This is a genomic window from Pseudonocardia sp. TMWB2A, assembly GCF_017312135.1.
Genome location: NZ_QKQY01000001.1, coordinates 2,433,317 through 2,457,500, shown reverse-complemented (window position 1 = coordinate 2,457,500; position 24,184 = coordinate 2,433,317). Strand labels below are relative to the sequence as shown.

At 59.4% G+C, this 24,184-nt stretch carries 25 protein-coding genes (1 of these 25 only partly in view); 8 read left to right on the top strand and 17 right to left on the bottom strand.

Annotated elements, in window-relative coordinates:
- Positions 1-1,486 carry the 3' portion of a lipopolysaccharide biosynthesis protein gene (locus DMP17_RS11415; protein ID WP_337829202.1) on the top strand. The gene continues 32 nt to the left of window position 1, outside the view, so only the last 1,486 of its 1,518 coding nucleotides appear in the window; its start codon lies off the left edge, out of view; it ends in the stop codon at positions 1,484-1,486.
- 67 nt (positions 1,487-1,553) lie between these two features.
- On the opposite strand, the gene DMP17_RS11410 is transcribed toward DMP17_RS11415, so the two are convergent.
- From DMP17_RS11410 to DMP17_RS11400, 3 genes are all read right to left on the bottom strand, one after another.
- A complete protein-coding gene (locus DMP17_RS11410) occupies positions 1,554-2,414 on the bottom strand; it encodes a glycosyltransferase family A protein (protein ID WP_337829201.1) in 861 nt (286 codons plus the stop codon).
- A 3-nt stretch (positions 2,415-2,417) separates the two neighbouring features.
- Positions 2,418-3,029 carry a class I SAM-dependent methyltransferase gene (locus tag DMP17_RS11405; RefSeq protein WP_337829200.1) on the bottom strand — a complete coding sequence of 204 codons (612 nt, stop codon included), beginning with the start codon at positions 3,027-3,029 and terminating at the stop codon, positions 2,418-2,420.
- A gap of 131 nt (positions 3,030-3,160) precedes the next feature.
- Positions 3,161-3,517 (bottom strand): CBS domain-containing protein, encoded by a 357-nt coding sequence (locus tag DMP17_RS11400; protein WP_337829784.1) that lies wholly within the window; start codon positions 3,515-3,517, stop codon positions 3,161-3,163.
- On the opposite strand from DMP17_RS11400, the gene DMP17_RS11395 reads away from it, so the two are divergent.
- From DMP17_RS11395 to DMP17_RS11385, 3 genes are read left to right on the top strand one after another with little or no spacing between them, the layout of a single operon-like run.
- Positions 3,471-3,740 carry a hypothetical protein gene (locus DMP17_RS11395; RefSeq protein ID WP_337829796.1) on the top strand — a complete coding sequence of 90 codons (270 nt, stop codon included), beginning with the start codon at positions 3,471-3,473 and terminating at the stop codon, positions 3,738-3,740. The two genes, DMP17_RS11400 and DMP17_RS11395, sit on opposite strands and share 47 nt — an antisense overlap.
- Positions 3,718-4,044: an MnhB domain-containing protein gene (locus DMP17_RS11390; RefSeq protein ID WP_337829199.1), complete on the top strand. Its 327-nt coding sequence runs from the start codon at positions 3,718-3,720 to the stop codon at positions 4,042-4,044. Before DMP17_RS11395 ends, DMP17_RS11390 begins: the two co-directional genes overlap by 23 nt.
- Positions 4,045-4,050: 6 nt before the next feature.
- Complete coding sequence (locus DMP17_RS11385; RefSeq protein ID WP_337829198.1) at positions 4,051-4,470, top strand: acyl-CoA thioesterase; 420 nt, start codon at positions 4,051-4,053, stop codon at positions 4,468-4,470.
- A 10-nt stretch (positions 4,471-4,480) separates the two neighbouring features.
- On the opposite strand, the gene DMP17_RS11380 is transcribed toward DMP17_RS11385, so the two are convergent.
- The 10 genes from DMP17_RS11380 to DMP17_RS11335 all read right to left on the bottom strand — a co-directional run bounded on the left by DMP17_RS11380 (position 4,481) and on the right by DMP17_RS11335 (position 16,739).
- On the bottom strand, positions 4,481-6,097 hold the full coding sequence (locus DMP17_RS11380) for a DUF4139 domain-containing protein (protein WP_337829197.1): 1,617 nt from the start codon (positions 6,095-6,097) through the stop codon (positions 4,481-4,483).
- A gap of 17 nt (positions 6,098-6,114) precedes the next feature.
- Positions 6,115-7,545 (bottom strand): DUF4139 domain-containing protein, encoded by a 1,431-nt coding sequence (locus tag DMP17_RS11375; protein WP_337829196.1) that lies wholly within the window; start codon positions 7,543-7,545, stop codon positions 6,115-6,117.
- A gap of 65 nt (positions 7,546-7,610) precedes the next feature.
- The gene (locus tag DMP17_RS11370; protein ID WP_337829195.1) at positions 7,611-9,605 is read right to left on the bottom strand and encodes an alpha/beta hydrolase family protein; all 1,995 of its coding nucleotides are present in this window, start codon (positions 9,603-9,605) and stop codon (positions 7,611-7,613) included.
- Between the two features lie 104 nt (positions 9,606-9,709).
- On the bottom strand, positions 9,710-10,735 hold the full coding sequence (gene queA, locus DMP17_RS11365) for a tRNA preQ1(34) S-adenosylmethionine ribosyltransferase-isomerase QueA (RefSeq protein WP_337829194.1): 1,026 nt from the start codon (positions 10,733-10,735) through the stop codon (positions 9,710-9,712).
- Between the two features lie 43 nt (positions 10,736-10,778).
- Positions 10,779-11,516, bottom strand: a complete 738-nt coding sequence (locus DMP17_RS11360; protein ID WP_337829193.1) for a peptidylprolyl isomerase — start codon at positions 11,514-11,516, stop codon at positions 10,779-10,781.
- 117 nt (positions 11,517-11,633) lie between these two features.
- Complete coding sequence (coaD, locus tag DMP17_RS11355; protein WP_337829192.1) at positions 11,634-12,146, bottom strand: pantetheine-phosphate adenylyltransferase; 513 nt, start codon at positions 12,144-12,146, stop codon at positions 11,634-11,636.
- A 1-nt stretch (position 12,147) separates the two neighbouring features.
- Positions 12,148-13,086: a polyprenyl synthetase family protein gene (locus DMP17_RS11350; RefSeq protein WP_337829191.1), complete on the bottom strand. Its 939-nt coding sequence runs from the start codon at positions 13,084-13,086 to the stop codon at positions 12,148-12,150.
- Positions 13,087-13,099: 13 nt separating this feature from the next.
- Complete coding sequence (locus tag DMP17_RS11345; protein ID WP_337829190.1) at positions 13,100-13,357, bottom strand: exodeoxyribonuclease VII small subunit; 258 nt, start codon at positions 13,355-13,357, stop codon at positions 13,100-13,102.
- A gap of 90 nt (positions 13,358-13,447) precedes the next feature.
- Positions 13,448-15,166 carry a thiamine pyrophosphate-binding protein gene (locus DMP17_RS11340; protein ID WP_337829189.1) on the bottom strand — a complete coding sequence of 573 codons (1,719 nt, stop codon included), beginning with the start codon at positions 15,164-15,166 and terminating at the stop codon, positions 13,448-13,450.
- A gap of 133 nt (positions 15,167-15,299) precedes the next feature.
- Positions 15,300-16,739 carry an NAD-dependent succinate-semialdehyde dehydrogenase gene (locus DMP17_RS11335; RefSeq protein WP_337829188.1) on the bottom strand — a complete coding sequence of 480 codons (1,440 nt, stop codon included), beginning with the start codon at positions 16,737-16,739 and terminating at the stop codon, positions 15,300-15,302.
- A gap of 397 nt (positions 16,740-17,136) precedes the next feature.
- On the opposite strand from DMP17_RS11335, the gene DMP17_RS11330 reads away from it, so the two are divergent.
- On the top strand, positions 17,137-17,598 hold the full coding sequence (locus DMP17_RS11330; RefSeq protein ID WP_337829187.1) for a hypothetical protein: 462 nt from the start codon (positions 17,137-17,139) through the stop codon (positions 17,596-17,598).
- Positions 17,599-17,860: 262 nt separating this feature from the next.
- Here DMP17_RS11330 and DMP17_RS11325 read toward each other — a convergent pair whose 3' ends face one another.
- The 3 genes from DMP17_RS11325 to DMP17_RS11315 are packed head-to-tail and all read right to left on the bottom strand — an operon-like array spanning position 17,861 to position 19,790.
- Positions 17,861-18,637, bottom strand: coding sequence for a Fic family protein (locus tag DMP17_RS11325; protein ID WP_337829186.1), 777 nt, complete (start codon positions 18,635-18,637; stop codon positions 17,861-17,863).
- Between the two features lie 10 nt (positions 18,638-18,647).
- Positions 18,648-19,112 (bottom strand): hypothetical protein, encoded by a 465-nt coding sequence (locus DMP17_RS11320; protein WP_337829185.1) that lies wholly within the window; start codon positions 19,110-19,112, stop codon positions 18,648-18,650.
- A 9-nt stretch (positions 19,113-19,121) separates the two neighbouring features.
- Complete coding sequence (locus DMP17_RS11315; protein ID WP_337829184.1) at positions 19,122-19,790, bottom strand: hypothetical protein; 669 nt, start codon at positions 19,788-19,790, stop codon at positions 19,122-19,124.
- Positions 19,791-19,850: 60 nt separating this feature from the next.
- On the opposite strand from DMP17_RS11315, the gene DMP17_RS11310 reads away from it, so the two are divergent.
- The 3 genes from DMP17_RS11310 to DMP17_RS11300 all read left to right on the top strand — a co-directional run bounded on the left by DMP17_RS11310 (position 19,851) and on the right by DMP17_RS11300 (position 22,100).
- Entirely contained in the window at positions 19,851-20,486 is a 636-nt protein-coding gene (locus tag DMP17_RS11310; RefSeq protein WP_337829183.1) for a nicotinate-nucleotide adenylyltransferase, read from the top strand.
- 114 nt (positions 20,487-20,600) lie between these two features.
- Positions 20,601-21,032, top strand: coding sequence for a ribosome silencing factor (rsfS, locus tag DMP17_RS11305; protein ID WP_337829182.1), 432 nt, complete (start codon positions 20,601-20,603; stop codon positions 21,030-21,032).
- Between the two features lie 246 nt (positions 21,033-21,278).
- The gene (locus tag DMP17_RS11300) at positions 21,279-22,100 is read left to right on the top strand and encodes a DUF6683 family protein (RefSeq protein WP_337829181.1); all 822 of its coding nucleotides are present in this window, start codon (positions 21,279-21,281) and stop codon (positions 22,098-22,100) included.
- A gap of 308 nt (positions 22,101-22,408) precedes the next feature.
- Here the strand turns inward: DMP17_RS11300 and DMP17_RS11295 are convergent, their stop codons facing one another.
- Positions 22,409-24,166: a flotillin family protein gene (locus tag DMP17_RS11295; RefSeq protein ID WP_337829180.1), complete on the bottom strand. Its 1,758-nt coding sequence runs from the start codon at positions 24,164-24,166 to the stop codon at positions 22,409-22,411.
- Positions 24,167-24,184 lie beyond the last annotated feature (18 nt).

The window sequence follows — 24,184 nt, the reverse complement described above, 5'->3', positions numbered from 1 at the left end:
TTTCGGGGCTCAGGTGAAATCCGCGCTTTTCTGGCGTTCCGGCAGCCAAATCGTCGCGCAGATCATTGCGTGGAGCTCGACATTAATCGTGATTCGACTGCTTTCGCCGTCGGATTATGGCCTGTTTGCCCTCACCCAAGTGGTGTTGGCGCTGCTGACCGCCTTTGCCGGATACGGATTCGCCCGCTCTTTGGTGCAGGCTGATTCGGTGACGCCCAAAATGATTCGCCAAACTTTGGGTCTGCTGATTCTCCTGAACGGCGGTATGGCCATCGTCCAATATATAGCCGCCCCTTATATAGCCGCTTATTATGGTCAGCCGATGGTGGCCGATCTGCTGCGTGTGCAGACGCTCATCTTTCTCGCCAATCCGTTCGCGCTGGTGTCCGAAGTTTTGTTGAGCCGCGATCTGCGTTTCCGTCCGCAAGCCATCGTCAATCTCGTCGCAGCGATTCTGGGTGCAGCAGCCGCGCTTATTATGGCGGCAACCGGATTCGGGGTGTGGACGCTGGTGTTCGCGCCCGTCATCGGCTTTTGGGTGCGCGCCATCGGGCTGGCGCTGGTCGTGCGGTTAAAGCCGATACCCAGTTTCGATTTTCGCGGCACTGGCGACATGGTCACGTTCGGCATGACCTTATTAGGGAGCCATTTGCTGATCGCGATCCAGACCCAATCGGACATTTTCCTGTCGGGCCGCAAATTCGATACCCACGCCATCGGCCTTTATAGCGAGGCGCTGTTCCTTGTTCAGATCTTCATCAACAAGTTCATCCCGCCGCTAAACGATGTCGCCTTCCCTGCTTATTCGCGAATCCAAGGGGATGTGACCGCGACACGCTGGGCGTTTTTGAAATCGCTGCGGCTTGTCTTTCTGGTCGCCGCGCCAATCTTCTTTGGCCTTGCCGCGACCGCCAAGCCGCTCATCCTCACCTTGTTCGGTTCAAAATGGGGCGAGATGGCCCCTTATGTCGCGATACTCGGCCTTATCATGCCGTTCCTCACCTTTCAGGCGCTGATCGGCCCGCTCAATAATGCGCTGGGGCGGCCCGACATCAATATGAAGTGCAGCCTGCTTGGCGTGATCCTGTTTCCCGCCTGTGTGCTGGTCGGGCTGAACGATCAGGTGATCGCAGCGCTGCAATCCCTCCTTAAGACCGATGGCAAGATGATCGGCGTGGTATGTGCCTGGCTGGTTTCCGCGCCGCTCATCGCCTGGTTCGGCGCAAGCCGGACGCGCGCCATTCTCCACTTCAGCTATAGCGAGCTATTGCAGGCGGTGCGCCCCGGCCTTGTGCCTGCCTTCCTTATGGGGGCGGTAGTTTATGGACTGGGCCGGATATTGCCTCCGCTCCCCGCGCCGGTCATGCTCGGCCTGCTCGTCGCCGTCGGGGCGGCGCTTTATAGCGGGCTGTTATGGCTACTCCATCGCAGCGCGGTCGACGAGATTCTCGGGATGGTCCGCAAGAAGAAAGCGGCGGCGCAATAAGCGCACTCCATATATGCACATTATATACGCACACTATAGAGCAGCCCTCTATATAGAGTGCGCTTTCTTATAGAGTGCGCGCTTGGGCCGCCATGCGGCGCAGCGCCGCGCGGTCGAACCACCACCACACGGGATGGGCGCGCGGGGTCAGGCTTGGTAATTTTTGCAGGTAAAGACTTGCCAATTGGCGCGGCAGTCCGGCGGGGCCTTGCGCGCGCATTATTTCGCTGACCATCCGGTTCTGGAAATGGCGCACACTATAATTGACCATACGCTTGCGCTGCATCGCCCATGTGTGCGGCGACCAGAGCGATACGGTTTCCGACAGGAAGCCCGCCTGTTCGCACACCTGCACCCGCGCATCTTGCCAATCGGTTTCCGGTTCGAGATTGGTCTTGGCCATCGCGCCGATCAGGCCGTCATCTCCAACCAGATCATCAGGCAGGCGCAACCCGCGGCGTTTCATTTCGCCAAGGAAGGCGCCCTGCAATCCGTAAAGATCGCCGAACAGCCCGTGATCGCGCACCATCGCCGCGCGATATTCTGCATAACGCCGCCCGTTGTACGGCATCCCCGCCACCGCATTGACAGACGCATCGGCCTTGAGCGCCGCAGCGAGCGCGTCAATCGAACCCGGCACGATTTCCGCATCGCCATCGACGAAGATGTGGGCGGGGTGGAAGGCCGTCAGCGTATCGAACAGGAAGCGGTTCCAACTGCGCGATTTGCCGCCTTCCTTGAAATTATGGACAACCAGATTGTCCGTGCGGTCCGCAATCGCCTGCGCGCGGGCAGCAGTGCCATCGGTCGACCCATTGACCACCACATGGATGATGACATCTTTGCGGCCCAAGGGCAGGCTTTCAAGACAGGTCGCAATGCGCCGCTCTTCCTGATGTGCCAGCACGGTGATGCAGATAGGCTGCATAGCTTATCGCTTCGCATCCTGTTGCGGCTTTTGCGCAATCGCCCACACGGTCACGGGGAAACGTGCGTCATTATGGAAACGGCGCTCCCAGCCCGCGCGCGCCCAGCGGTGGAAATTGGCTTTGACCGCCCCCGCATTGCCCCAGCTTCCGGTCTGCGTCGCGTCCGGATCAAAGCCCGCTTCGTCCAGAAAATGCAACAGGCCGGTTTCGGTCCAGCGGGTGCAGTCTATCGGGATCGGATGATAGCGGATGAGGAAGGGCGTAATGCAGATGAAATGCCCGCCGGGACGCAGCATCGCAAATACATTACGCGCGGCGCGATAGGGATATTTGAGATGTTCGAATACATTGTCGGCAATGATGACATCAAATTGCCGGTCGATCCGGTCGGCGCAAATATCATGGTCGGGCCAGTTCATTTCGGAAAAGCTGCCCCAATCGCGCGCGCGCCATTTCCAGCCTGCCGATATTTCGAGCGCGTCGAGCCGGGCAGTCCCCGCCGCATCCAGCCAGCGGTCCACCGCACGATAAGCGACCACCCGCGTAATATGGGTTTTGTCATAGCCGATGCTGCGCGCGATGCGTTCCAAAAGCTGCTTGCCGCCCAAGGCCATATCTATTCCCGTTTTGCTGTCCGCCCTATGCCTTGCGGCACAGACCGTCCGTAGCGCCAAAATATTAGCCAGTCATGAAAAAGACCGGACATTTTTCCATTTAATGCGAGAGGATGGAAGCGGCGCGCGCTTCAGGTCACACCTTGTATATAGTTGCGCATTGCATGGGCTTCCGATTCGATCCGGTCGATCCGGTATTTGACCAGATCGCCGATGGAAACAAAGCCGTTCACCTGCCCTTTTTCGATGACCGGAAGATGGCGGATGCGGCGGCGGGTCATCAACGACAAGGCGGTGAGCGCAGGCACATCAGGTTCGACCGTAATCGCGGGCGAGGTCATTACGGCTGATACCGGCAGGTCGAGCGCGGCGGCGCCTTTGGTTGCAAGGCAATGCACGACATCGCGTTCGGAAAATATGCCGACCACTGCGCCCGAGTCGATGACCGGCACCGCGCCGATCCGTTTTTCGGACAATAAAGCGACCACCTCCGAAACTTTCTGGTCGCCCGTCACCGAAATGACGGTCCCGTCGCGCGTTGCCAAAATCGCCTTTATTGTCATAGCCGGACCCTCTTTTTGTGCTGCCGCCTGTCTTGATGCAGGCTGGGCGGAAATTGTAACACAGATTTTTGCAACCGCCAAAGGGCTTGCCCTTCGCTTATGCGAGGCGCAAGATAACCGCTATTATGACCAAACATTCCCAACTTGATGACCCCGACTCTGCCCGTTTTGCGTGGGATCGCTATTGGCGATTGATGCGCTGGATGGCGGGCGGTGCGGTCGTCGCGGTGCTTGTCTCTTTCGCCTATCTCGCTTTCTCCGACGGTGCTGCCTATGTCAGCATCCATATGTATATCGCGACGGCGGCGGGCGTATTTTTCTCGGTCTTATTGGGGGCGGCGCTCATGGGGCTGGTCTTTCTGTCGAGTGGCACCGGCCATGACGAAGCGATTGACGATCAGCTTGCGGATGAATTAGGGCCGGACAGCGACATTTATAAAGACCAGAAATAAGAAATAATGCCTCCAAAAACAGATGCCCCCGCCTTCTCGACCGAAGGCAAATTTCCCGTGCTGCGCGTTGTCCCGGGACCCCAGGATATTAATTCCAACGGCCATATTTTCGGCGGCTGGGTTTTGTCCCAGATGGATATTGCCGGCGGCATCATCGCGGGCCATGTCTGTCAGGGGCCGTGCGCGACGGTCGGCATCGAGGCGATGGAATTTATCGCCCCCATTTTGCTGCGCGATCTGGTGTCGGTTTATGCCGAGGTGGAGCGGCGCGGACGCACATCCGTCGGCATCCGCATCAATGTCGTCGCCACCCGCGACCGCGGCGCACAGGAAGTGCAGGTCACCAGCGGCCTGTTCACATTTGTCGCACTCGACGAACAATTCCGCCCGCGCGCCTTGCCGCCGGTAGAGGCCGACGCCTCTTAATCCTGTAATCCTAATCCTTCGCGCGCTTGACCTTATAGCGCAGCACCGCCTTGCCATTGGCCGGGACGGTGGCGAACCAGGTTTCCACCCCGTCCTTGCGACGTAGCTTTTGGCTGGGCCCGCGCGCAGCGGATTCGCCCGCGCTGCCGATGCCCAGTTCGAGCGCCACCGGATAGGGATTGGCGTTGCTGACCGTGACCGTCACCCGATCCTTGTCGTCGCGCATCTGTTCGACCGTGACAGTCGGGCTTTGGCTGACCTTGACCTCAATCTCTTCCTTGACCGCATAGTCGGTGACGCGGTCGCGTCCGGCAAGGATGCGCGCGCCGCCCACCTGTTCGAACACCGCGATTCCGCCCGACGGCAGCGGCACGCCCAGCCCGTCTTTCTCTTCATTTCTGAGCCGCAGAATAAGTGTCGGCGTGATCGACTGATCGCTATTATCGGCGGCAATCCACGCTTTATAGAGGCGCGCGTACGGCACATCATCCTTGACCAGCAAGGCCACCTGCTTTTGCTGCTTGGCCGCGACCGTCACCGCCATCGGGACGCGATAAAGCTTCAAATCGCCCAGATCTTCCTGTCTGGCGACACGCGAGGCGGTCACGACGACCTCATCCATCGCCATTTCCGCAAGCGGGGCGGCCATCATCGGCGGGGGTGGCGGCGGCGGCGGCGGCGGCGCGCCTGCCAAGCTATTCCTATTCCGCTCCAGCCCCTCACGCCCCGATCCCATCGGATAGCAGGACAGATTCAAGCGCGGCGGCGGCTGGCGGGTCACCAACTCGCGATAATCGCGCTCTTTATTGAGCTTGCCCGCAACCGCCATCATCTGCGCATCGGGGAAGGATTCGGCATTGCTATTGGCCACGGTCAGCCAGGCAAACAGGTCGAGCGTGCGCCCGTCGGGATTGACCGTCGCGACATAATTGGCCGCCCAGTCAAATCCGGTCGCAAGATAGGTGAGCGTGACCTTGGCCGTCACCGGCGCATCGCTGCGGGTGATAACCGACAAGGTCGGCTTGGCGGTCAGCCCTTCGGGGACTTGGCTATAAACCAAGGTTTCGGGGAGGCCCGAACAGCGCAGCGATTCAAACCCTTTATCGGTTTGCAAAACCACAGCGCCACCGGGGCCGGAGCGGATAATCGCTTGCTGTTCCTCCACTTTGCCGGTGCCGGGATTGACCCGCTTAACCGTCACCCGATTGCCGAGCGTGCCGTCGAGCAAAGCGGCGGGCGATAATAAAGCGGCATCGCGATTTTTTTGCACCACGCCGCCTGGAAGCCCCGTCACCACCGCGCTTACCGCGACCATGCCTTCGGCGACACCTTCGAAGCGCACCCGCGATTCGCCCGCCGGTATCGCAATGGTCCGCGTTTCGGTGATGAGCGCAAAGCCGTTGAGCCAGTTGCGGTTAATCTCCCCGCCATCGCGATTCGGATCGCGATAGATGGTGACATTGACCGCATCGGGCTTGGGCGAGGTGACGGTCTGTTGCGGAGCCGGTTGCGGGGCAGTTTGCGGCCCCACTTGTGGCCCAACTTGCGGAACAGGCACATCCTGCGCCGCCAGCGGGACCGCCGCTGCTGCCATCATCCACCCTGCAAGGAAAGCGCGCGCGCGCATGGCCTATGCCCCCTAAATCAATAGCGGGTTTCAAACACAGCGGTCACGCTCGCTTCGCCATTGGCGGGCACCGGCACATTCCATTCGGTCGCATTGGCATTGACGCGCGTGCTTTTAAGGCTTTCCGACACGATGCGCGTATCGCTCCAGCCCCATTCGAGGCCGGACTGGACGAGGTCGACCGTCACATTTTGCGCGCGCGCATTGGTGAGCGTGTAACGCATCGTCGTGCGCCACTTGTTCGCTGACAAACGCTCGCGCTTTTCGACGGTCGATTTGACCTTCACGTCAAACGCATCGCCGGTGGCCAGCGCAAGCGCGCTCCCCATCGGGGTATGGCCGATGCGGCTTTCGCCGATAAATTGCGGGTCGCCTTTGCGGTCGCGCATATAAAAGCGCACCGTGCCTGCGGGGAGCGCATCGCCCAGCCCGCCATTGCGGCTGGAGCTGAATTTGATCACCGACTTGGCACTTTGCGCCTGCTCGGTGGAGGCGAGCCAGCCGACATTATATTGATAGGCCTTGCGCGCCGGGACTTTCTGCACATCAAGGAAACTCACCTGCTTGGTCTGCGCATGGGCTATGGTGGTGCGTTCCTTGAGCGGATAGAGATAATAATCGCCCAAAGTCGCGCGGGTCGGGGTTTCGGTGCCCGCCTCTTCGACTTCGGCATCCTCCGAAACATAATCGCCGCCATAATTGCGCATCCCGCCTTGCCCGCGCGGATTGCCCGCCACCAGCAATGTATTCGCATTGCGGAAGGTGGTGCCGGTATTATTGGTGAGCGTCACCCAGCCTTGCACATCAATCGTGCCGGATGCTTCGTCATAGAGCGACACATAATCTGCCGCCCAGCCCATGCCGCCGGTAAGATAGGCAAGCGTTGCGGGGCGGGTTCCGGCGCGTTGCGAATCGAGTGTCACCGACAGGGTCGGCTTGGCGCGCAAATTTTGCGGGATGCGGTCGAAAATGACGCGGACGGGAAGCCCGTCATCGCGCAAGATTTCGATACGCTCGCCAATCTGCATGACAACGCCGCCATTGACCGCGAGGATTTTCGCACGTTCGCGGGTTTCCGCGCCGGTCGCGGGATTGGTGCGGATGAGCGTCACCGTCTCGCCCACCGCCTTGTCCATCATCGCATTGGGCGACAGTAGGTCATAATCGAAATTCTGTTCGACAATCGAGGTGCCGCTGGCGTTGAAGGACACGGTTTGCGGCTGGATTTGCGCCGACACATCGGGAAATTCCTGCCGCGCGACGCCGTTCGGGATATTGAGCTGGCGCACATCCTGTACCAGCGCGAGATTATTATTATAGATGGTGACCGACACATCGCCTTGCGCATTGGGCGCAACCGGCGAATTGCTGGTCTGCGCGGTCGCAGGACCGATGAGCGTCAGTGCGGGGACAAGACCGGCCAATGCTGCCACTGCTTTGAATTTCATATTCTCTCCCCTTCACATCTTGGCTCGTGCGGCCATCCTATCGCGCCTTTCGGAAATTATGAACCTCATTTCCCGCCGGAAAATGTATTTTTCAGAAACATATCGCTTTTGGCGAGCATTTCCTGACGCACCACATTGTCCTCCAGATAATGGTCGAGGCCTTTATAGACGATAAGCTCGTTGCGCTTGCCAGCCTTGCCGAGCGCATCGGCCATGGTGCGCGAAGCCGCAACCCCTACATTCACATCCATATCGCCGTGGAACATCAGCACCGGCGCCTTGAAATTTGCGGCGTGGCGGTTGGGCGAGCCTTCGGCAATATGCGGGCCGCTGCCGACAAATTGCTGGACCATCTTGAAATCCGAATAATAGCGATGCTCTTCCTTGAGCGCGTCAAGGTCGGTGACGGGCGCGACCGCGATAATCGCCTTGAACAGGTCAGGGTCCAGTACTGCCGACTGGAGCGCGGCATAGCCGCCATAAGACCAGCCGAACACGGCCAGCCTTTGCGGGTCGGCAATGCCTTGCGACACCAGCCAGCGCCCGCTGTCATTAATATCGCCAACCGCAATCTTCCAGGATTTAAAGCCATTATTCTGATACCAGCTATCGCCATAGCCCGACGAGCCGCGATAATTGGGTTGCAGCACCGCATAGCCGCGATTGGCGAAAAATTGCGCGAGCCAGTCAAAGCCCCATTCGTCGCGCGCGCTCGGCCCGCCATGCGGCATGATGATCGCGGGAAGGGCTTTGCCGTCCGCGCCTTTGCCATTGGACCCGGGTGGCAGGGTAAGATAGCCCGGCACCAGCGTGCCATCGGCAACCTTGATCGACACCGGCTTCACTTCGGACAGCTTAACCCCGTCAAGTTCTGCGCGGCTGGGGAAAAGCGGGCTCATCTGCCGCGTTGCGCGGTCGAGATAATAATATTGCCCCGGATCCACATCGGACCCTGCCCACACGATCATTTTCTGTTCGTCTTCGCTGAGGCCGACCATATTGACCAGCCGTTCACCGCCCAAGGCTTTGGCAAGGCTGGTGCGTAATTTCTCTATCGCAGGATCGAAATAAACTGCGTGCCGCTTGTCGGTTGCATAGGTTGCCCCGACCACCTTGCGCTGCCGCCCGAGCAGGATGAGTCCGTCAATATCGACATCGGAACGCTGCAACACGTCGCTTTTGGTAAGGCTTCCATCCAGCACCACCTTGGCGACCATATCGCGGCCATCCTTCTTTTCGAACCCGAAAACGGTGTTGGTCGCTGGATCAATGGCGGACGGATAAAAGCCTGCATCGGTGCGGCTGTCATAGTCTCCAAGCTTCCGCCAATCCTTGTCATTGGCCAGCCGGTACTGGAAGGTAACCTTACCGGTATCATAGCCGCGCCCGTCCGTCTGGCGGATGGCAATCACACGGATATTGCCCTTACCGTCCGAAATATAACGCACCACATTTTCGCGGGGATATTCGACGGTTTTGGATTTTAACGTCCGCGTATCGACATGGTCGACGCCCAGCCCTTCGCGCCTGCTCACGATATTCGACCCCGTGGTGCTTTCCGGAACATAATAGCGCGTCACCAGCGCCGCGCCGTCATCGCCGGGCAAAAGGTCGATCAGACTGCCGCCATGATAGGCAAAGCGTTCTGCACGAAAACCCTGCCGCACACTCACCATTTTTTGTTCGGAGCCATCGGCATTGACCGCAATCATCCGTGTAACGGTCACAGGCCCCTCCAAATCCTTGGACACGGCCATGATCTGGCACAAAAGGCGGGTGTTGGAGACCCAGTCACAATGGGCGATTCGCGCCGGATTGCCATCCGCGCTAAGCGCCAGTTTGCGCTCTTGCTTACCGTCAATTTCGATCGTCATCAGCACATTGCCCTGCCCTTTGGGCATAGGCGCAATCAAACCGATATGCTTGCCGTCCGGAGACAGCGAAATATATTGTATATTTTCGCGCGCGCCAAAGGCCGCAGCGGCATCAAAATCCGCAGATTGTGCAACAGCAGTGCCGCTGGCCGAAACCAGCAAAGCCAAACCGAATAAATATTTCACGCTTATCCCTCCCCCTCAAGCCCGTTTATATTTTTAACGGATGACAAGCCTGCGACAAGCAGAATTACACTCGCTTTGGCGCAATAATGTCAGGGGAGATATTGTCAGGGGAGAAGCAGGCTCGCATCGCCATAGCTATAAAAGCGGTAATCCTCTGCAATGGCATGGGCATAGGCGGCCTGCATCCGCTCGCGGCCCATAAGCGCGCTCACCAGCATGAACAGGGTCGAGCGCGGCAGGTGGAAATTGGTCATGAGGCCGTCAATGAAGCGGAAGCGGTAGCCCGGCGTAATGAAAATCGCGGTATCGCCCGCAAAAGGCACCATCTGCCCGTCATCTCGTGCCGCGCTTTCGAGCAGGCGCAACGAGGTGGTGCCGACCGCAATCACCCGCCCCCCGCGCGCCTTGACCGCATTGAGCCGGTCGGTGGTTGCCGCATCAATCCGGCCCCATTCGCTGTGCATCTGGTGCGCGTCGGTATCGTCGACCTTGACCGGCAGGAAAGTTCCCGCGCCGACATGGAGGGTCAGCGTTTCATGGGTGATGCCCGCTTGCGCCAGCGCGTCCATCAGGCCGGGGGTGAAGTGGAGCGCCGCGGTGGGCGCTGCAACCGCGCCTTTTTCGCGCGCAAACATAGTCTGATAATCTTCGGCATCGCGCGCATCGGTCGCGCGCTTGCCCGCAATATAAGGCGGGAGCGGCATGGTGCCTGCGCGTTCGAGCAATATCTCCACCGGCTCGTCGCCGAGGAAATGGAGCGTCATGCTGCCATCTTCGGCGCGTAGGCCCGCCTTGGCTTCAACACCCGCGCCAAAGTCGATGATGTCGCCTTCGCGCACCCGTTTGGCGTTGCGGACAAAGGCTTGCCAGTCGCGCAGGCCCAGCCTTTTGTGGAGCGTCGCACCGACCGCGGCATTGCCGCGCTTGCCTTCCAGTTGCGCCGGAATGACCCGCGTATCGTTGAACACGAGGCAATCGCCCGCCTTCAACAAGGAGGGCAAATCGGTCACAATATGGTCGTGCATCCCTGCCGCATCGAGCGCGAGCAGCTTGGCACTGTCGCGCGGGGCCGCAGGACGCAGCGCAATATTGCCGGGCGGCAGGTCAAAATCGAACAGATCAACCCGCATCGGGTGCCGGTCTTTCTTTCAAGTTAAAGCGCGCGGTCGAGCCTCAATTGCCCGACGGCGGCGTCGGTGTCGCGGGCGCGAGCGGCGCGTTGAGGTCGGTCGCAACCGGAGCCGGAAGCGGCGCTTCGCTCAGCACCGGCGGGACCGGCTTATTGTCGGCGAGGATCGAGGCCTGGACGATGCGCGAAGGCACCACCGGCGGCTCGCCGCGCCGGATCGCGTCGACATAGGGCATCCCCGAAATCACGCGCCCGAACGCGGTATAGTTGCGGTCGAGGTTGAAGCGCGGCTGGAACACGATGAAGAACTGGCTGTTCGCACTGTTCGGCTCGTTCGCGCGCGCCATCGAGACCGACCCGCGCACATGCGGGAAATTGTTGAACTCGGCCGGAAGGTCGGGAAGTTTCGATCCGCCCGTGCCATTGCCCAGCGGATCGCCGCCCTGCGCCATAAAGCCGTCAATCACGCGGTGGAACGCAAGGCCGTTATAAAATCCCGCGCGCGTCAATTCCTTGATGCGCTCGACATGTTTGGGTGCAATGTCGGGGCGGAGCTGGATAATCACGCGGCCCCCCGTCGAAAGGTCGAGCGCCCACTGGTTTTCCGGCACCGCAATCTCCGCAGGCGCATTGACCGCCACCGGCGTGAAGGTCGATGTCGGCACGGTTTCGGGCGTAATTTCCTTGGGCTGTTTGCCAAACAGCGTCGTGCAGCCCGACAGCGCGATCAGAGCCGGAATGAGGATAAGCGTCTTGCGGTTCAGCATTATATTCGGGTCCATTATTATGTCAGGCTGGCAGAGCGGTATTTGCCTTGGGAACAAGGCCGCGCCACCTTTTGCGGCCATGCGATTAACCGAGGATGAGCGCGCTGTCCATCATCCTGTCGTTCCGGCGCTTTATCCGCGATCGCCCTTGAGGCCGATTTCGGCGACGCGCGCTTCGACTTCGGCGCGCACAGTCGGGGTGACGAATTTGTGGATCGGGCCGCCATAGCTTGCAATTTCCTTGACCAGGCGCGAGGCAATCGGTTGCAACGACACATCCGCCATCAGGAAAATGGTTTCGACGCCTGCATTAATCTGCTGGTTCATCCCCGCCATCTGATATTCATATTCAAAGTCGGCAACCGCGCGCAAACCCCGCACAATCACGCTCGCGCCTTGTTGCGTGGCAAAGTGCATGAGCAGCGCGTCAAAGCCGACCACCTCGATATTATCGCCAAGGCCGACCACTTCGCGCCGCACCATCGCCATCCGCTCGTCATCGCTGAACATCGGAGATTTGGACGGGTTGGTCGTGACCCCGACGATAAGCCGGTCCACCAGTTTCGCGCCGCGCCGGATAATATCGACATGGCCCAAGGTGATGGGATCAAATGTCCCGGGATATACGCCGATCCGCTCCGCCATCTTACCGGTCCCTCTCCACTATATAATAAGCAATTGCCCGCAAAAGATCCGCCTCGCGGCCATAGGCGTTGAGGTGGCCCACCGCTTGTTCGACCAGCAAGGCCGCCTGTTCGCGCGCGCGCTCCAACCCCATCAGCGACACAAAGGTCGCCTTGCCTGCCGCATCATCCTTGCCGACCGCCTTGCCGGCGGCGGCGGCATCGCCTGCAACGTCCAATATGTCGTCGGCAATCTGGAAAGCGAGGCCGATGTCACGCGCATAACCGCGCAAGGGCCCGCGCCCTTCCGGCGGCACACGGCCCAGAATTGCGCCTGCTTCGAGGCAGAAACCGATAAGTGCGCCGGTCTTTAATTGCTGGAGCCGCGTGATGGTCGGCAGGTCGAACGCCTGCGCGCTGCTTTCGGCGGCCAAGTCCATCGCCTGCCCCCCGACCATGCCGCTGATGCCCGCAGCGCGGGCGAGCGCCAGCACCAGCTCTGCACGCACAAACGGGTCGCCATCGGTCGCCTCGTCGCTCAAAATTTCGAACGCCAGCGCCTGAAGCCCGTCCCCCGCAAGCACGGCAGACGCTTCGTCATAGGCCTTATGCACGGTCGGCTTGCCGCGCCGCATATCATCATCGTCCATGCACGGAAGGTCATCATGGACGAGCGAGTAGACATGGACCGCCTCGACCGCCGCGCCAACGCGCAAGGCCGCTTCCTGATCCACGTGGAACAAGGCTGCGCTTGCCTGCACCAGCAAGGGCCGCAGCCGCTTGCCGCCATCCATCGCGGCATGGCGCATCGCTTTATAGAGCGTATCGCGCGGGTCGCCGGGAAGCGCGAGCAGCCGGTCGAACAAGGCATCGATCGCGCTCGCCACCGCCCCCAGAGCGGGGTTCAGCAATGCGCGCGGATCCTGTGCATCGGGCGCCTGTTCGTCGTCATTGGCGGGCAAGGCGGCGCGGCTTTCAGTTGGCGTCGAACGGGACGCTGCCCGAAGGCTTGCCGCCCGCGTCGAGACTGATCTTGTCAATCCGCGCCTGCGCTGCATTGAGCCGCGCTTCGCAATGCGCGCGCAACGCATCGCCGCGCGCATAAAGATCGACCGATTCGTCAAGCGGCACATCGCCGCGCTCCAGCTTTCCGACAATCGCTTCCAGTTCGGCAAGCGCGGCTTCAAAGCTGAGGGTCGAAATATCGGCGGAAGGGGTAGGGCTGTCGGTCATACTGCCAGCAATGCCGCCGGGCGCCCCGAGCGTCAAGCACCGAAGCGGGGCAGAGGCGCGTTTTATCCCGCTAAAAATTACATTTGGCCTTCACCCCTGCCCCTGCACCATCGCGCGCAATTTGGTGATGGTGAGGCCGAAGGTGATTTCCTCCATATCGGTTTTGATATGGAGTAGTTTCACGCCGTCTTGCGCTAAAGCCCGGTCGAGGGCGGGGACGAACTCTTCTGTGGTTTCGACCGTTTCCGCCCAAGCCCCGAACGCGCGCGCATAAGCGGCAAAGTCCGGATTGGCGAGCGCGGTCGCGGGGGTCACGCGGGTCGGATATTCGCGCTCCTGATGCATCCTTATGGTGCCATAGCCGCCATTATCGACAACCAGCACCAGCATATCACAGCCATAGCGCACCGCGGTTGCCAGTTCCTGACCGTTCATCAGGAAACATCCATCACCTGCCAAGGCTACGACCTTGCGGTCGCGGTGGCGTATGGCGGCAGCGGTCGCGGCGGGAAGGCCATAACCCATGCTGCCATTGGTCGGCGCTAACTGGCAGGTCGGGCCTGCATAGCGCCAATAACGATGCCACCAGCCCGAATAATTGCCCGCGCCATTGCAGATGATCGTGTCGGTCGGGAAACGCTCGCGCATCGCGGCAACGCACGGTCCCAAGTCCATCTTCACGCCCTCGCGCGGGGCAGGGGTGGACCAGTCGAGCCAATCCTGATGCGCAACCTTGCCGCAATCATAATCAATAAGGTCATCGGGCCATAGCGCGGCGGTTTCGGCGAATTCGTGGCAGTCCGCGCAAATACCGAGATCGGTTTTATAGACGCGGCCAATCTCGTCGGGATCGGGATGGACGTGCACCAAAATCTGCCCCGGATGGTCGGGGGTGATAAGGCTATAGCCATCGGTGGTCGCCTCGCCCAAACGTGCACCGACAACCAGCAGCAGATCGGCATTTTTGACCCGCTCGACCAGCTTGGGGCTGGGGCCGTAACCTAAATTGCCCGCATAGGTGGCGCAGTCATTATCGACCGCATCCTGACGGCGGAACGCGGCGGCTACGGGGATGCCGGTGCGCTCGGCAAAGGCTTTGAAATAATGGCCCGCTCCCGGCGTCCAACCAGCCCCGCCGATGATTGCCACCGGATCGGTTGCGTCTTCGAGCAAGGTCATGAGTGCTTGCATCGCTTGCGGATCGGTCGCCTGCACCACCGGCTCGACGCGCGGGCGGTCGAGACATTCCGCAACATCGGTCAGCATATCTTCGGGGAGCGCCAGCACAACCGGCCCCGGACGCCCCGACATGGCGACTGCATAAGCGCGCGCGATATATTCGGGGATGCGCGCGGCATCATCAATCCGCGCCGCCCATTTGGCGATGGGCGAAAAGAAAGCGGTGAAATCGACCTCCTGAAAGCCTTCCCGGTCCTTCATTGACCGGTCCACATCGCCGATGAACAGGATCATCGGGATCGAATCCTGAAACGCGACATGGACGCCAATCGTCGCATTGGTCGCGCCCGGCCCGCGCGTCACGAACGCCACGCCGGGGCGGCCCGTCAGGTCGCCATCCGCGCACGCCATATAGCTGACCCCGCCTTCCTGACGGCACACCACTTGCTCGATGTCGGGCGTGTCATGGAGCGCATCGAGAACGGCCAGAAAACTTTCCCCCGGCACGGTGAAAATCCGGTCACAGCCTTGGATCAACAACTGGTCAACAAGGATGCGGCCTCCGGTGCGGGGGGCGTTTTTACTGTCTGTGGTCATCGTCAACTCCATTGGCCCATCGTTGAACGACAAGGCTGAATCATCTCACCCGTCATTGCGAGCGCAGCGAAGCAATCCAGTGTTGCGCACGCGACTCTGGATTGCCACGCCGCTGCGCGGCTCGCAATGACGTTGTGTGTTTAAGAGTGGAAGGGACTTAACCTTGTCACATCATATGAATGGTTTTGGACACCATGAACGCCTTCAATCCTTCCGGACCATCTTCGAGGCCGTGGCCTGATTCCTTGACGCCGCCGAACGGGCTGTCGCCGGTTGAAATCGTCGCCGAATTGACCGCGACCATGCCTGCTTCAATCTTGTCTGCGGCCAGCATGGCGGTGCGGCCATTTTCGGTAAAGACATAAGAAGCGAGGCCGAACGGCAAGCGGTTGGCGTGGTGGATGGCTTCATCCATATCCTTGAAGCGGTGCATCATCGCGACGGGGCCGAACGGCTCTTCATTCATGATGCGCGCGCTTTCGGGAACGTCGGCCAGCACGGTGGGCGCATAATAATAGCCCGCTTTGTCGAGTTGTTCGCCGCCGGTGGTTGCCCGCGCGCCGTGCTTGACCGCATCGTCCACTAGATCGCCGACCGCCGGAATCCGGCGGCCATTGGCCAGCGGTCCCATCTTGGTGGCGGCATCGAGCGCATTGCCGACCTTGATATTCTTCTCGGTAAATTCGGTGAAGCCTTTGACGAACTTGTCGTAAATCCCCTCCTGCACATAAAAGCGGGTGGGGGAGACGCACACTTGGCCTGAATTGCGGAACTTGCCGGGGACGATGAGCTCCAGCGTGCGTTCCAGATCCGCATCGTCAAACACCAGCACCGGCGCATGGCCGCCCAATTCCATCGTCGTGCGCTTCATGCCGTCGGCGGCAAGTTTCATCAGATGCTTGCCGACCGGCACGGAGCCGGTGAAGCTGATCTTGCGGATGATGTCCGACGCAATCAAATGGCGGCTGATAAGGTCGGGGTCGCCGAACACCAGTTGCGAGGCATTGGCGGGGATACCGGCGTCGATGATCGCTTGTTGCAACAGGATCGCCGAGGCCGGAGTTTCCTCGGCGGGCTTGGAGATGATCGAGCAACCGGCGGCGAGCGCGGGCGCAATCTTGCGGGCGACATTATAAATGGGGAAATTCCACGGCGCAAAGCCGACGCACGGGCCGACCGGCTCATAGGTCACGCTCGACCGCTGCCCCTGTGGGCGCACTAGCAAGCGACCATAAGCGCGCTTCGCTTCTTCGGGGTGGATGTCGAAAAAGCGGGTCGCGGCGCGGACTTCGTTGCGCGCTTGCTCGATCGGCTTGCCTTGCTCCATCGCGAGCGCATGGGCGATGGTATCGGCCCGTTCGCGCAAAATGTCGGCTACTTTGTGGAGCAACGCGCCGCGCGTTTCGACATCCTTGGCGCGCCATTCATGCCAGCCTTTTTCGGCGGCCTCCAAAGCGCGGTCGAGATCGTCGGTGGTCACCTCCGAAACCTCGCCCAGTGTCTCGCCGGTCGACGGATTGATAACGCCCCGCGCGCTGCGATTTCCGCGCGCAATCCATTCGCCGTCAATCTGGGAGGTCAAAATCTGGGGATAGCTATAGGGCATGAAACGAGTCTCGCATCATTGATAAGGGGAGGAAGGGGTTCGTCTTAGACCAACGGCTGTTGGGGGGCAACATGGGGGGAGGGAGAGAGGGAGAGCGAGAGGGGCGCAACGACTTAACCAGATCCTCCCCGAGCTTGCTCGGGGAGGGGGACCGTCCGGCGTAGCCGGATGGTGGAGGGGTAATGCGATTGCTTCAGCAATCGCGCGAGGCAAAGCCTCGCTTAACCCCTCCGTCACGCGCTGACGCGCGCGCCACCTCCCCAAGACAAGCTTGGGGAGGAACTGTTTCTTCACCCCCCCCTCTTTACTTGACATTTTCCGCCACCGCCCGGACATTGGCTGGGCTTATGCTTATAAGCAGGGGCGCGTATCAACAGGGGGCGATACGGAGGAAAAGATGAAATTACACCCGATCCTTTTTGCCCTGCCTTTGGCGCTCACCGCATGTGGGGGCGATCCGTTGGCGGAAGATATTCGCGAATTCAACGCGCTCGGCGAAAAGACGGTGTCGCCCGAGGCTGCCAATGACCTGATGAGCAAGGCGCGCATGGCGCAGACCAATGCCGAAAAGGCGAAATTGCTTGGCGATTATGCCGACCAGACGGCCAAGCAGGCGGAAACAATGGGGGCCTTCAAAGCGGATACACCCGAGGTTAAAGCGATCGCCGCCAAGGTTTCGGGCGGGCTTAAAAAAGCATCGGATGGCGCGCGGGCGGGACAGCAAGGCTTTGCCAATGATAATGAGGAAGCCTTCCGCACCGCCGCGCAAAATATGAATGAAGGCTTGCAGGAATTTCAGGCTGGCGCGAACGAATTGCGCAAGCTCGCCCGCGAAAAAAATGTTGACCTGACGCCTTAAAATAGCGGCCCCGGAACAGGGTCGAGCTTGCAGCGCCGGTCGCGCTTGCCGAAAATTGGACGCTCTTCTCCACCCTGATCGTTGCTGCCGCGTTTATCACCTTGGTCCTGTCGGGGATTTTCGGCATTGCGGACAAGTTGCGGCTATTAGTGGGGTTGCATGGCTATCCGAACGCTGGTTGCCGCCGGTTGCGGCGACGCTGCGGGTAGGAAATTTGGCCTTCTTGGATATTCAAATGCCACCGGTGGCTCCGACCGCTTCGTTAGGGGGCGTTAAAAAGATCCAGTAAGGCACTTATATATTCCAGAAAAAAATCTGTTATCGGGGCGGGATCTTGGTCGAAATAAAGACATTGAAATGCTCTGCCGACATAGGGACGAAAATGATAAACCGCAGGAGCTAAGGGTAGAATCGGTTGGCGTAAACCTAAGCTATCCCTGAGGCTCAGTTGATATAGTAGTCGGGCCGTGCGTCCGTTGCCGTCGGGGAGGGGGTGGATCCTAAGATAATCGACATATAGCGCGAGGGCCCGCAACAGAGGCGGCATCGCACTCATTGCATGATAGTCTGTACCCAACTGATTCAAATGTTGCGCGATCAAACCAGAAGGCAAATATCCCAGGCGCAGTCCATTAGAAAAACGCGACGTTGCTATGGGCGTGGTCCGGTTGGAACCATGCCCGGTCAAAGCCGCTCCTGCCAGCTGGTAAAGATCTACGCCAAGCGGATATTCTTTCCTATTCCAGAATTGCTTTGCTAACAGTTCAGGCTGTGATCCTCGAATATGGGAAAGTTTATCTTTCTCTATCGACTCATGGTAGAGTGGCAGTGCTATCGACGCTTTTGGCAAAATGCATCGCGGATTAAACCCATCTACTCCGGCGCGCATTAGCCTTGCCTCCAGTTCGACCGGAATACCCTCGTATGGTAGCGACTGGTTGAACTTATGCAGCCGCTGTTCAACCCTATATGTTCGCGCTGCCGGGAGCATCGAAAATAGCGGCCATACGGGTGTTCGCCAAATATCGATAATGGACATCGCTCGAGGATTAATGCGCAATACCGGATGGTTTTACGGGAGGCGTAACTAAAGACTGCCGGGACGAGATAACGGTTTTTCGCGTATCGAAATAAAGTGTCAAACGCTGCGCGCCTTGTTCGGTGAAACTAACCGTAAACCCGCCATTTAATGCACATTCAAAATAAACTAGGGCGTAGCCGCGCTTCACTTGGCCGAGCAGCTCATTAAATTGGTCAAGCTGGGTCGGAGTCATAATCTTTTTATCAATATAGGCCGACATAAGTTTTATGGAGGACAAATCGGATTCAAAGGTCAATCCGATCTTCTGATCAAAGCATAAATGTTCTTGTCTGACGATGGACCGCTCTGCCGGTCGCCCATCCACCATCATTGGCGGAGGGGGGGCAGAAGGAGCAGGAGTCGCCGCTGTGGCCGTGCAAGCGGATACAGCCCACAACAAACTAGTCAAAATCAATCTGGCGGCGCTGTGCATCGACTATTCCTAAAGAATGAATGTTTCTGAAATCACGGTATTAGAATTCAGCAAATCCGGAACTGCATTTTGATTATCACTAACATCATATTCGTCCACTTGATTTCCGTGAATAAGATAGAGTCTCTGATCAACGCTTTGGTCTCCATAATTGTCCAGCCAAGAAAAACCTTCAATGTCCCCCGTAGATAACAGACCAGCATAAGGATTTGGTTCACCATTTAGCGGTTGGATATCCGGGTGACTGTGGATAAAGCCGACTACATTATGAGCGCCAACCTGATTGACAATTGCGCTTAAATCAACTTGCCCGCCTTGTGCACCTATGGGGCCGGGTTGAATCTCCGAAATTTTAATTTGCCCGTCCAAACCGCGATATATAACCGCCCCATATTCGCGGATATTATAGTCCGGTTTGTTTTTTATAATGTTAGCGACATGGGTGGCTAATGCATCCGCCGCTTTGTCTTCAACATATTCGGTGCTTGGCGTCGGTTGCTCGCTGCCCCAGCCCTGATTGCCGCCGTCACCAAAGCTCCAACCCCAACCCCAATATGATCCATCGGGCGTACGATTACCTGTGACCACAATATCCGGTTCGGATGAGGTTTGATAGGTGGATGCAGCATGGCTATAGTCGAAGAGCGATTCATCTTCCGAAGACATGAATTCAAGCATCAATATACTCCTCCCTTAGCTTTCATCCCCTCTTTTTCACCACGCGTTTATGACAAGCCTATGACCAAACTTACCGGCCTACTTGGGGGCAGTTTCAATCCGGCGCATGGCGGACATCGGGCGATCAGTCTGTTCAGCATCGACGCGCTGGGGCTTGACGAGCTGTGGTGGCTGGTCAGCCCCGGCAATCCGTTAAAGCCCAAAGCGGGGATGGCGCCCTTGCCTGCGCGGCTGGCGTCAGCACAGCATCAGGCGCGGCGCTCGCGGATCAAAGCGACGGCCATCGAAGCCGAATTGGGCACGCGCTACACGATTGATACGCTTAAAAAGCTGGTCGCGCGCTACCCCGACCGGCGCTTTATCTGGCTTATGGGGGCGGACAATCTCGCCATATTCCACCAATGGAGGCAATGGCGCGATATTGCGGCATTAATGCCGATTGCAGTTATCGCCCGCCCGGGTTATGATGACCCTGCTCGCGCGGCTGTCGCGATGAGCTGGTTAGGGCGGTATGTCCGGCCCTCGAGCCAACGGAAATTATGGACACACTGGAGACCCCCGGCGCTTGTGTTTTTGCGCTTTCGACCTGATCCGCGCTCCGCAACGCAGCTCCGGCTGGCCAATCCCCACTGGTATCGTGCCTATGAAGGCCGCATTGTTCGCGATGCGGTCACGCGCCATTTGGTGCGGGGGTGATGCTTGATCCGGCAGCATGGCCGGAACGGGTGCAAGGCTTGCCGGGACAGGAACAGGTTCCCATATGCCGCTTGAACATGGTGCGGATGGTCCGCCCCGTTTAAAGGAGTGAATTTGATAGCTGGTAATCCGCACGCAGCAACCCCGGTTCCGCCGCCCGCCTCGCAAGGCGCGCCGGTCGATGCCGAAGCCGCTGCCCTTCACACGCTGGTCCTCGCCCATCTGGACGACGAACAGGCGATTGAAACCATCTCCATCCCGCTTTCCGGCAAGAGCAGCATCGCCGATTATATGGTGATTGCGAGCGGTCGATCGACGCGCCATGTCGCAGCGATTGCCAACAAGCTTGGTGAACGGCTCAAGAAAGAGGCAGGGATTCTGCCCCGCATCGAAGGGCTTCCGGCTGCCGACTGGGTGCTGATCGATGCAGGCGATGTGATCGTCCACCTGTTCCGCCCCGAAGTGCGCAGCTTCTATAACCTCGAACGCATGTGGGGTTTCGAAGACGCACCCGAAGCGACACCCGAAGGTCCGGAAATCAACTGAAGCGGACTTGGCGTTTCCTGTCACAAGGACGGGGACGGCAAGCCCGCTCGGTTGTTGCTTGGCCGGGCATAAGGGGCTGATACGCCTTGACCTTTTGCGCTGGCCCGAAGAATATAAGCGACATTCAGAGTGAATGGGGCCGCATGAAGCTTTAAGCTGACACAAACGGGGCACATGTTTCGGTCGGGATGACGGCATTGTGGCCAGCACAATCCGGTCCTGCTTTTGTCCGGGAGTGTTTTGACGATGAAAAGCCCCATCCTTACAGCCGCCGCTCTTATCGCCCCTGCGGCCGCATTGTTCCTGTCCGTTCCGGCGGCGGCCCAGACGATTGATCCTTTCTCCACCGATTATTTCACCAAGGTCACTTGGGACGATATTAACCGCCGCACGTCCGATCAGGCGCGCGAGGCCCGCAAAAAGGCAGCGCCATCGCCGCCGCGCCGTGCGTCTTCGCCAAAATCCGCATCCCCGCAAACCAGCCCCCGGCAGGTGACGCCCAGACAGGTGACGCCCAGGCAAAGCGCCGCACGGCCTGCGCCCGCCGCTTCTCCTGCCGCGCTCGATTTCCGTCCGACAGGGGCACTCGCACGTTCCAAAGGAATTAACGCCCTTGTCGCGCACTATAGCGCCGCTGAACAAGCGGGCGCGCGGGCTAATTATGTCGCGATGATCGAATCGTTCAACAATAGCGTGCCGCGCCTCTATGGCGTACGCAAAAATAATATGGCGACCGGCACCGCGGCGCTGCTGACCGGCGCCTATGTCGCTTACACCAACCGGCCTTTCCCCGATGCGTGGGTGCGCCCGCTGGTGGCGCAACTGGAATCGACGATGGTCGAGGACAGGAACCTCACCGGCGCGTCCGCTGCAGATAAGGAAACCGCCTATCATGTGATGGTCGGCACCGGCATGACCTTGCAGGTCGCGCAAGCCGAACTGGCCAAAAAACCCGACGCCCGCAAAGCAGCAGAGCTGCGCCGCATGGGCGCGGACATATTCCGCAAAATGCAAATCAACGACCCCGCCCGCATCCGCTTTTCCGAAAATGGCATATCAATCCGGTGAGGATGCGCCGGTGAGGATGGTCCGGCGAGGGTGCGCGGGCCAAAGCCAAAGCCCTTAAAGTCGCATTGAGTCACACCATTGAACGTTATCGCGCGACAGGTTTTTTGTAGCATCTTGCCGCTCCTTTCCTGCCGCGACTTTATGGGCAGAACGGCAAAGCTGACGGCGCGCAATGATGTAGGACAGGGCTATTATAGCGCGCGGTAATTCTGCCATCCGCACGCAGCGACATGATGCTGGCCCCGTCGCAAAGAAAAAGAGCTTCGCGGGGGCGAAGCTCTTTCTTGTTCCTGTTTAAGGCGTGTACCCTATTTTTTCGCCTTCGGTTTTTCGAGGATGAGCGGCGCGCTGTCCTCGGCGTCCGCCTCTTTCGCCCCGGCACCATCGTCATCGTTGATCGCGGGTGGGGCGTCGGGATGCGCAACCGGATCGGCGGCGGTTTTGACAAGGCCGTTTAGCGATTGGCCGTCCAGCCCCAATTCTTTCATCAATCCATCAATTACCGGGGCCTGCGCGCGATAGGCGAGCGCGGCCGAAACCGCATCCTGCGCAAGATTGCCGGTGGTGCCAGCGCCGCCTGCTCCGGCACCGTGCGCGCCCGCCCGTGCGCCAGCGCCATTGCCGGTAATGCCATCGACCTGCACAATCTTGATCGAATCGATTGCCTCCAACGGTTTGGCGGATTCGCGCACCAGTTCGGGCAGCACTTTGAGCAGCGCCATTTTGGTCTGGAGCGAAATCTGGTCCATCGACAGCAGGTTGGCCGCTTCGTTGATCGCGCGTTGCCCCGCCGCTTCGACTTCGAAACGCACGCGGGCCGCTTCGGCGCGCAGCTTTTCGGCCTCGGCTTGGCCTTCGGCTTCAAGGCGCAAGGCTTCGGCGCGGTTGGAGGCGGCTTCCTTTTCGGCTTCGGCTTCGACTTTGACGCGGATCGCGTCGCGTTCGGCCTGCTTGGCCGCCTCGATCAGCTCGATGCGCTTGTCACGCTCGGCAACTTCGGTTTCGCGCGCGGTCGCAACCTGTTCTTCGGCGGCAACGGCGGTCGCGCGGGCGGCGTCGGCTTCGGCCTTGGCCTGGCTTTCCTCGCGGCTCTTATTCTGGACCGCAATCTGCTGTTCCTGCCGTGCGATTTCGAGCGCCTGTTCCTGTGCAATGCGCGCCTGTTCGACCGCGCGGTCGGCTTCGATCTGCTGGTTGTCGATCAGCTTTTTGGATTCGATGCGCGCTTCTTCCGCCTCGCGGTTTCGCACCGCTTGTTCGCGCGCGACCTCTGCCGATTGTTCGGCGCGGCGCATTTCAATTTCGCGCTCCTGTTCCAGCCGCGCAAATTCATTGTCGCGCTTGATTTCGAGCGAGCGTTTTTCTGCTTCGAGATTTTTGCTCTCGATCTGGACGCGCGTATCCTGTTCGATGTCGTTGCGCGCTTTTTTGCGCAGTTCAATCTGTTCGGTAAGCTTGGTCAGACCTTCGGCGTCGAACGCATTATTGGCGTTGAAATGTTCGATCAGCGTCTGGTCAAGGCCGGTCAGCGATACCGATTCCAGTTCCAGCCCGTTCATCGCCAGATCGTTCGAGGAGACCTGTTGCACCTTCTGGACAAAGTCGGCGCGCTGTTCATGAAGCTGGTTCATCGTCATGCCCGCCGCGACCGAGCGCAGCGCATCGACAAATTTGCCTTCGACCAGATCCTTCAAAGCTTCGGGCTGCATCGTGCGCATACCCAGCGTCTGCGCCGCCATTGCGATGGATTGCGCATCGGGCCGCACGCGCACATAAAATTCCGCTTTCACGTCAATGCGCAGCCGGTCGAGCGTGATGAGCGCGTCGGCATTTTTGCGCTCCACCGCAAGGCGCACCGTGTTCATGTTGACCGGCATGGTTTCGTGGAACACCGGGAGGACCAGCGCGCCGCCGTTCATCACGACTTTTTCGCCACCAAAGCCGGTGCGGACAAAGCCGACCTCCTTGGTCGCGCGCTGGTATAGCCGGGTAATGGCAACGCCGAGGATGATAAGGACGAGCAGGGCAATCCCTGCATAAGTGGCGAGGGTGATGAGGTTTTCCACCGGGTTCAATCTCCTTTC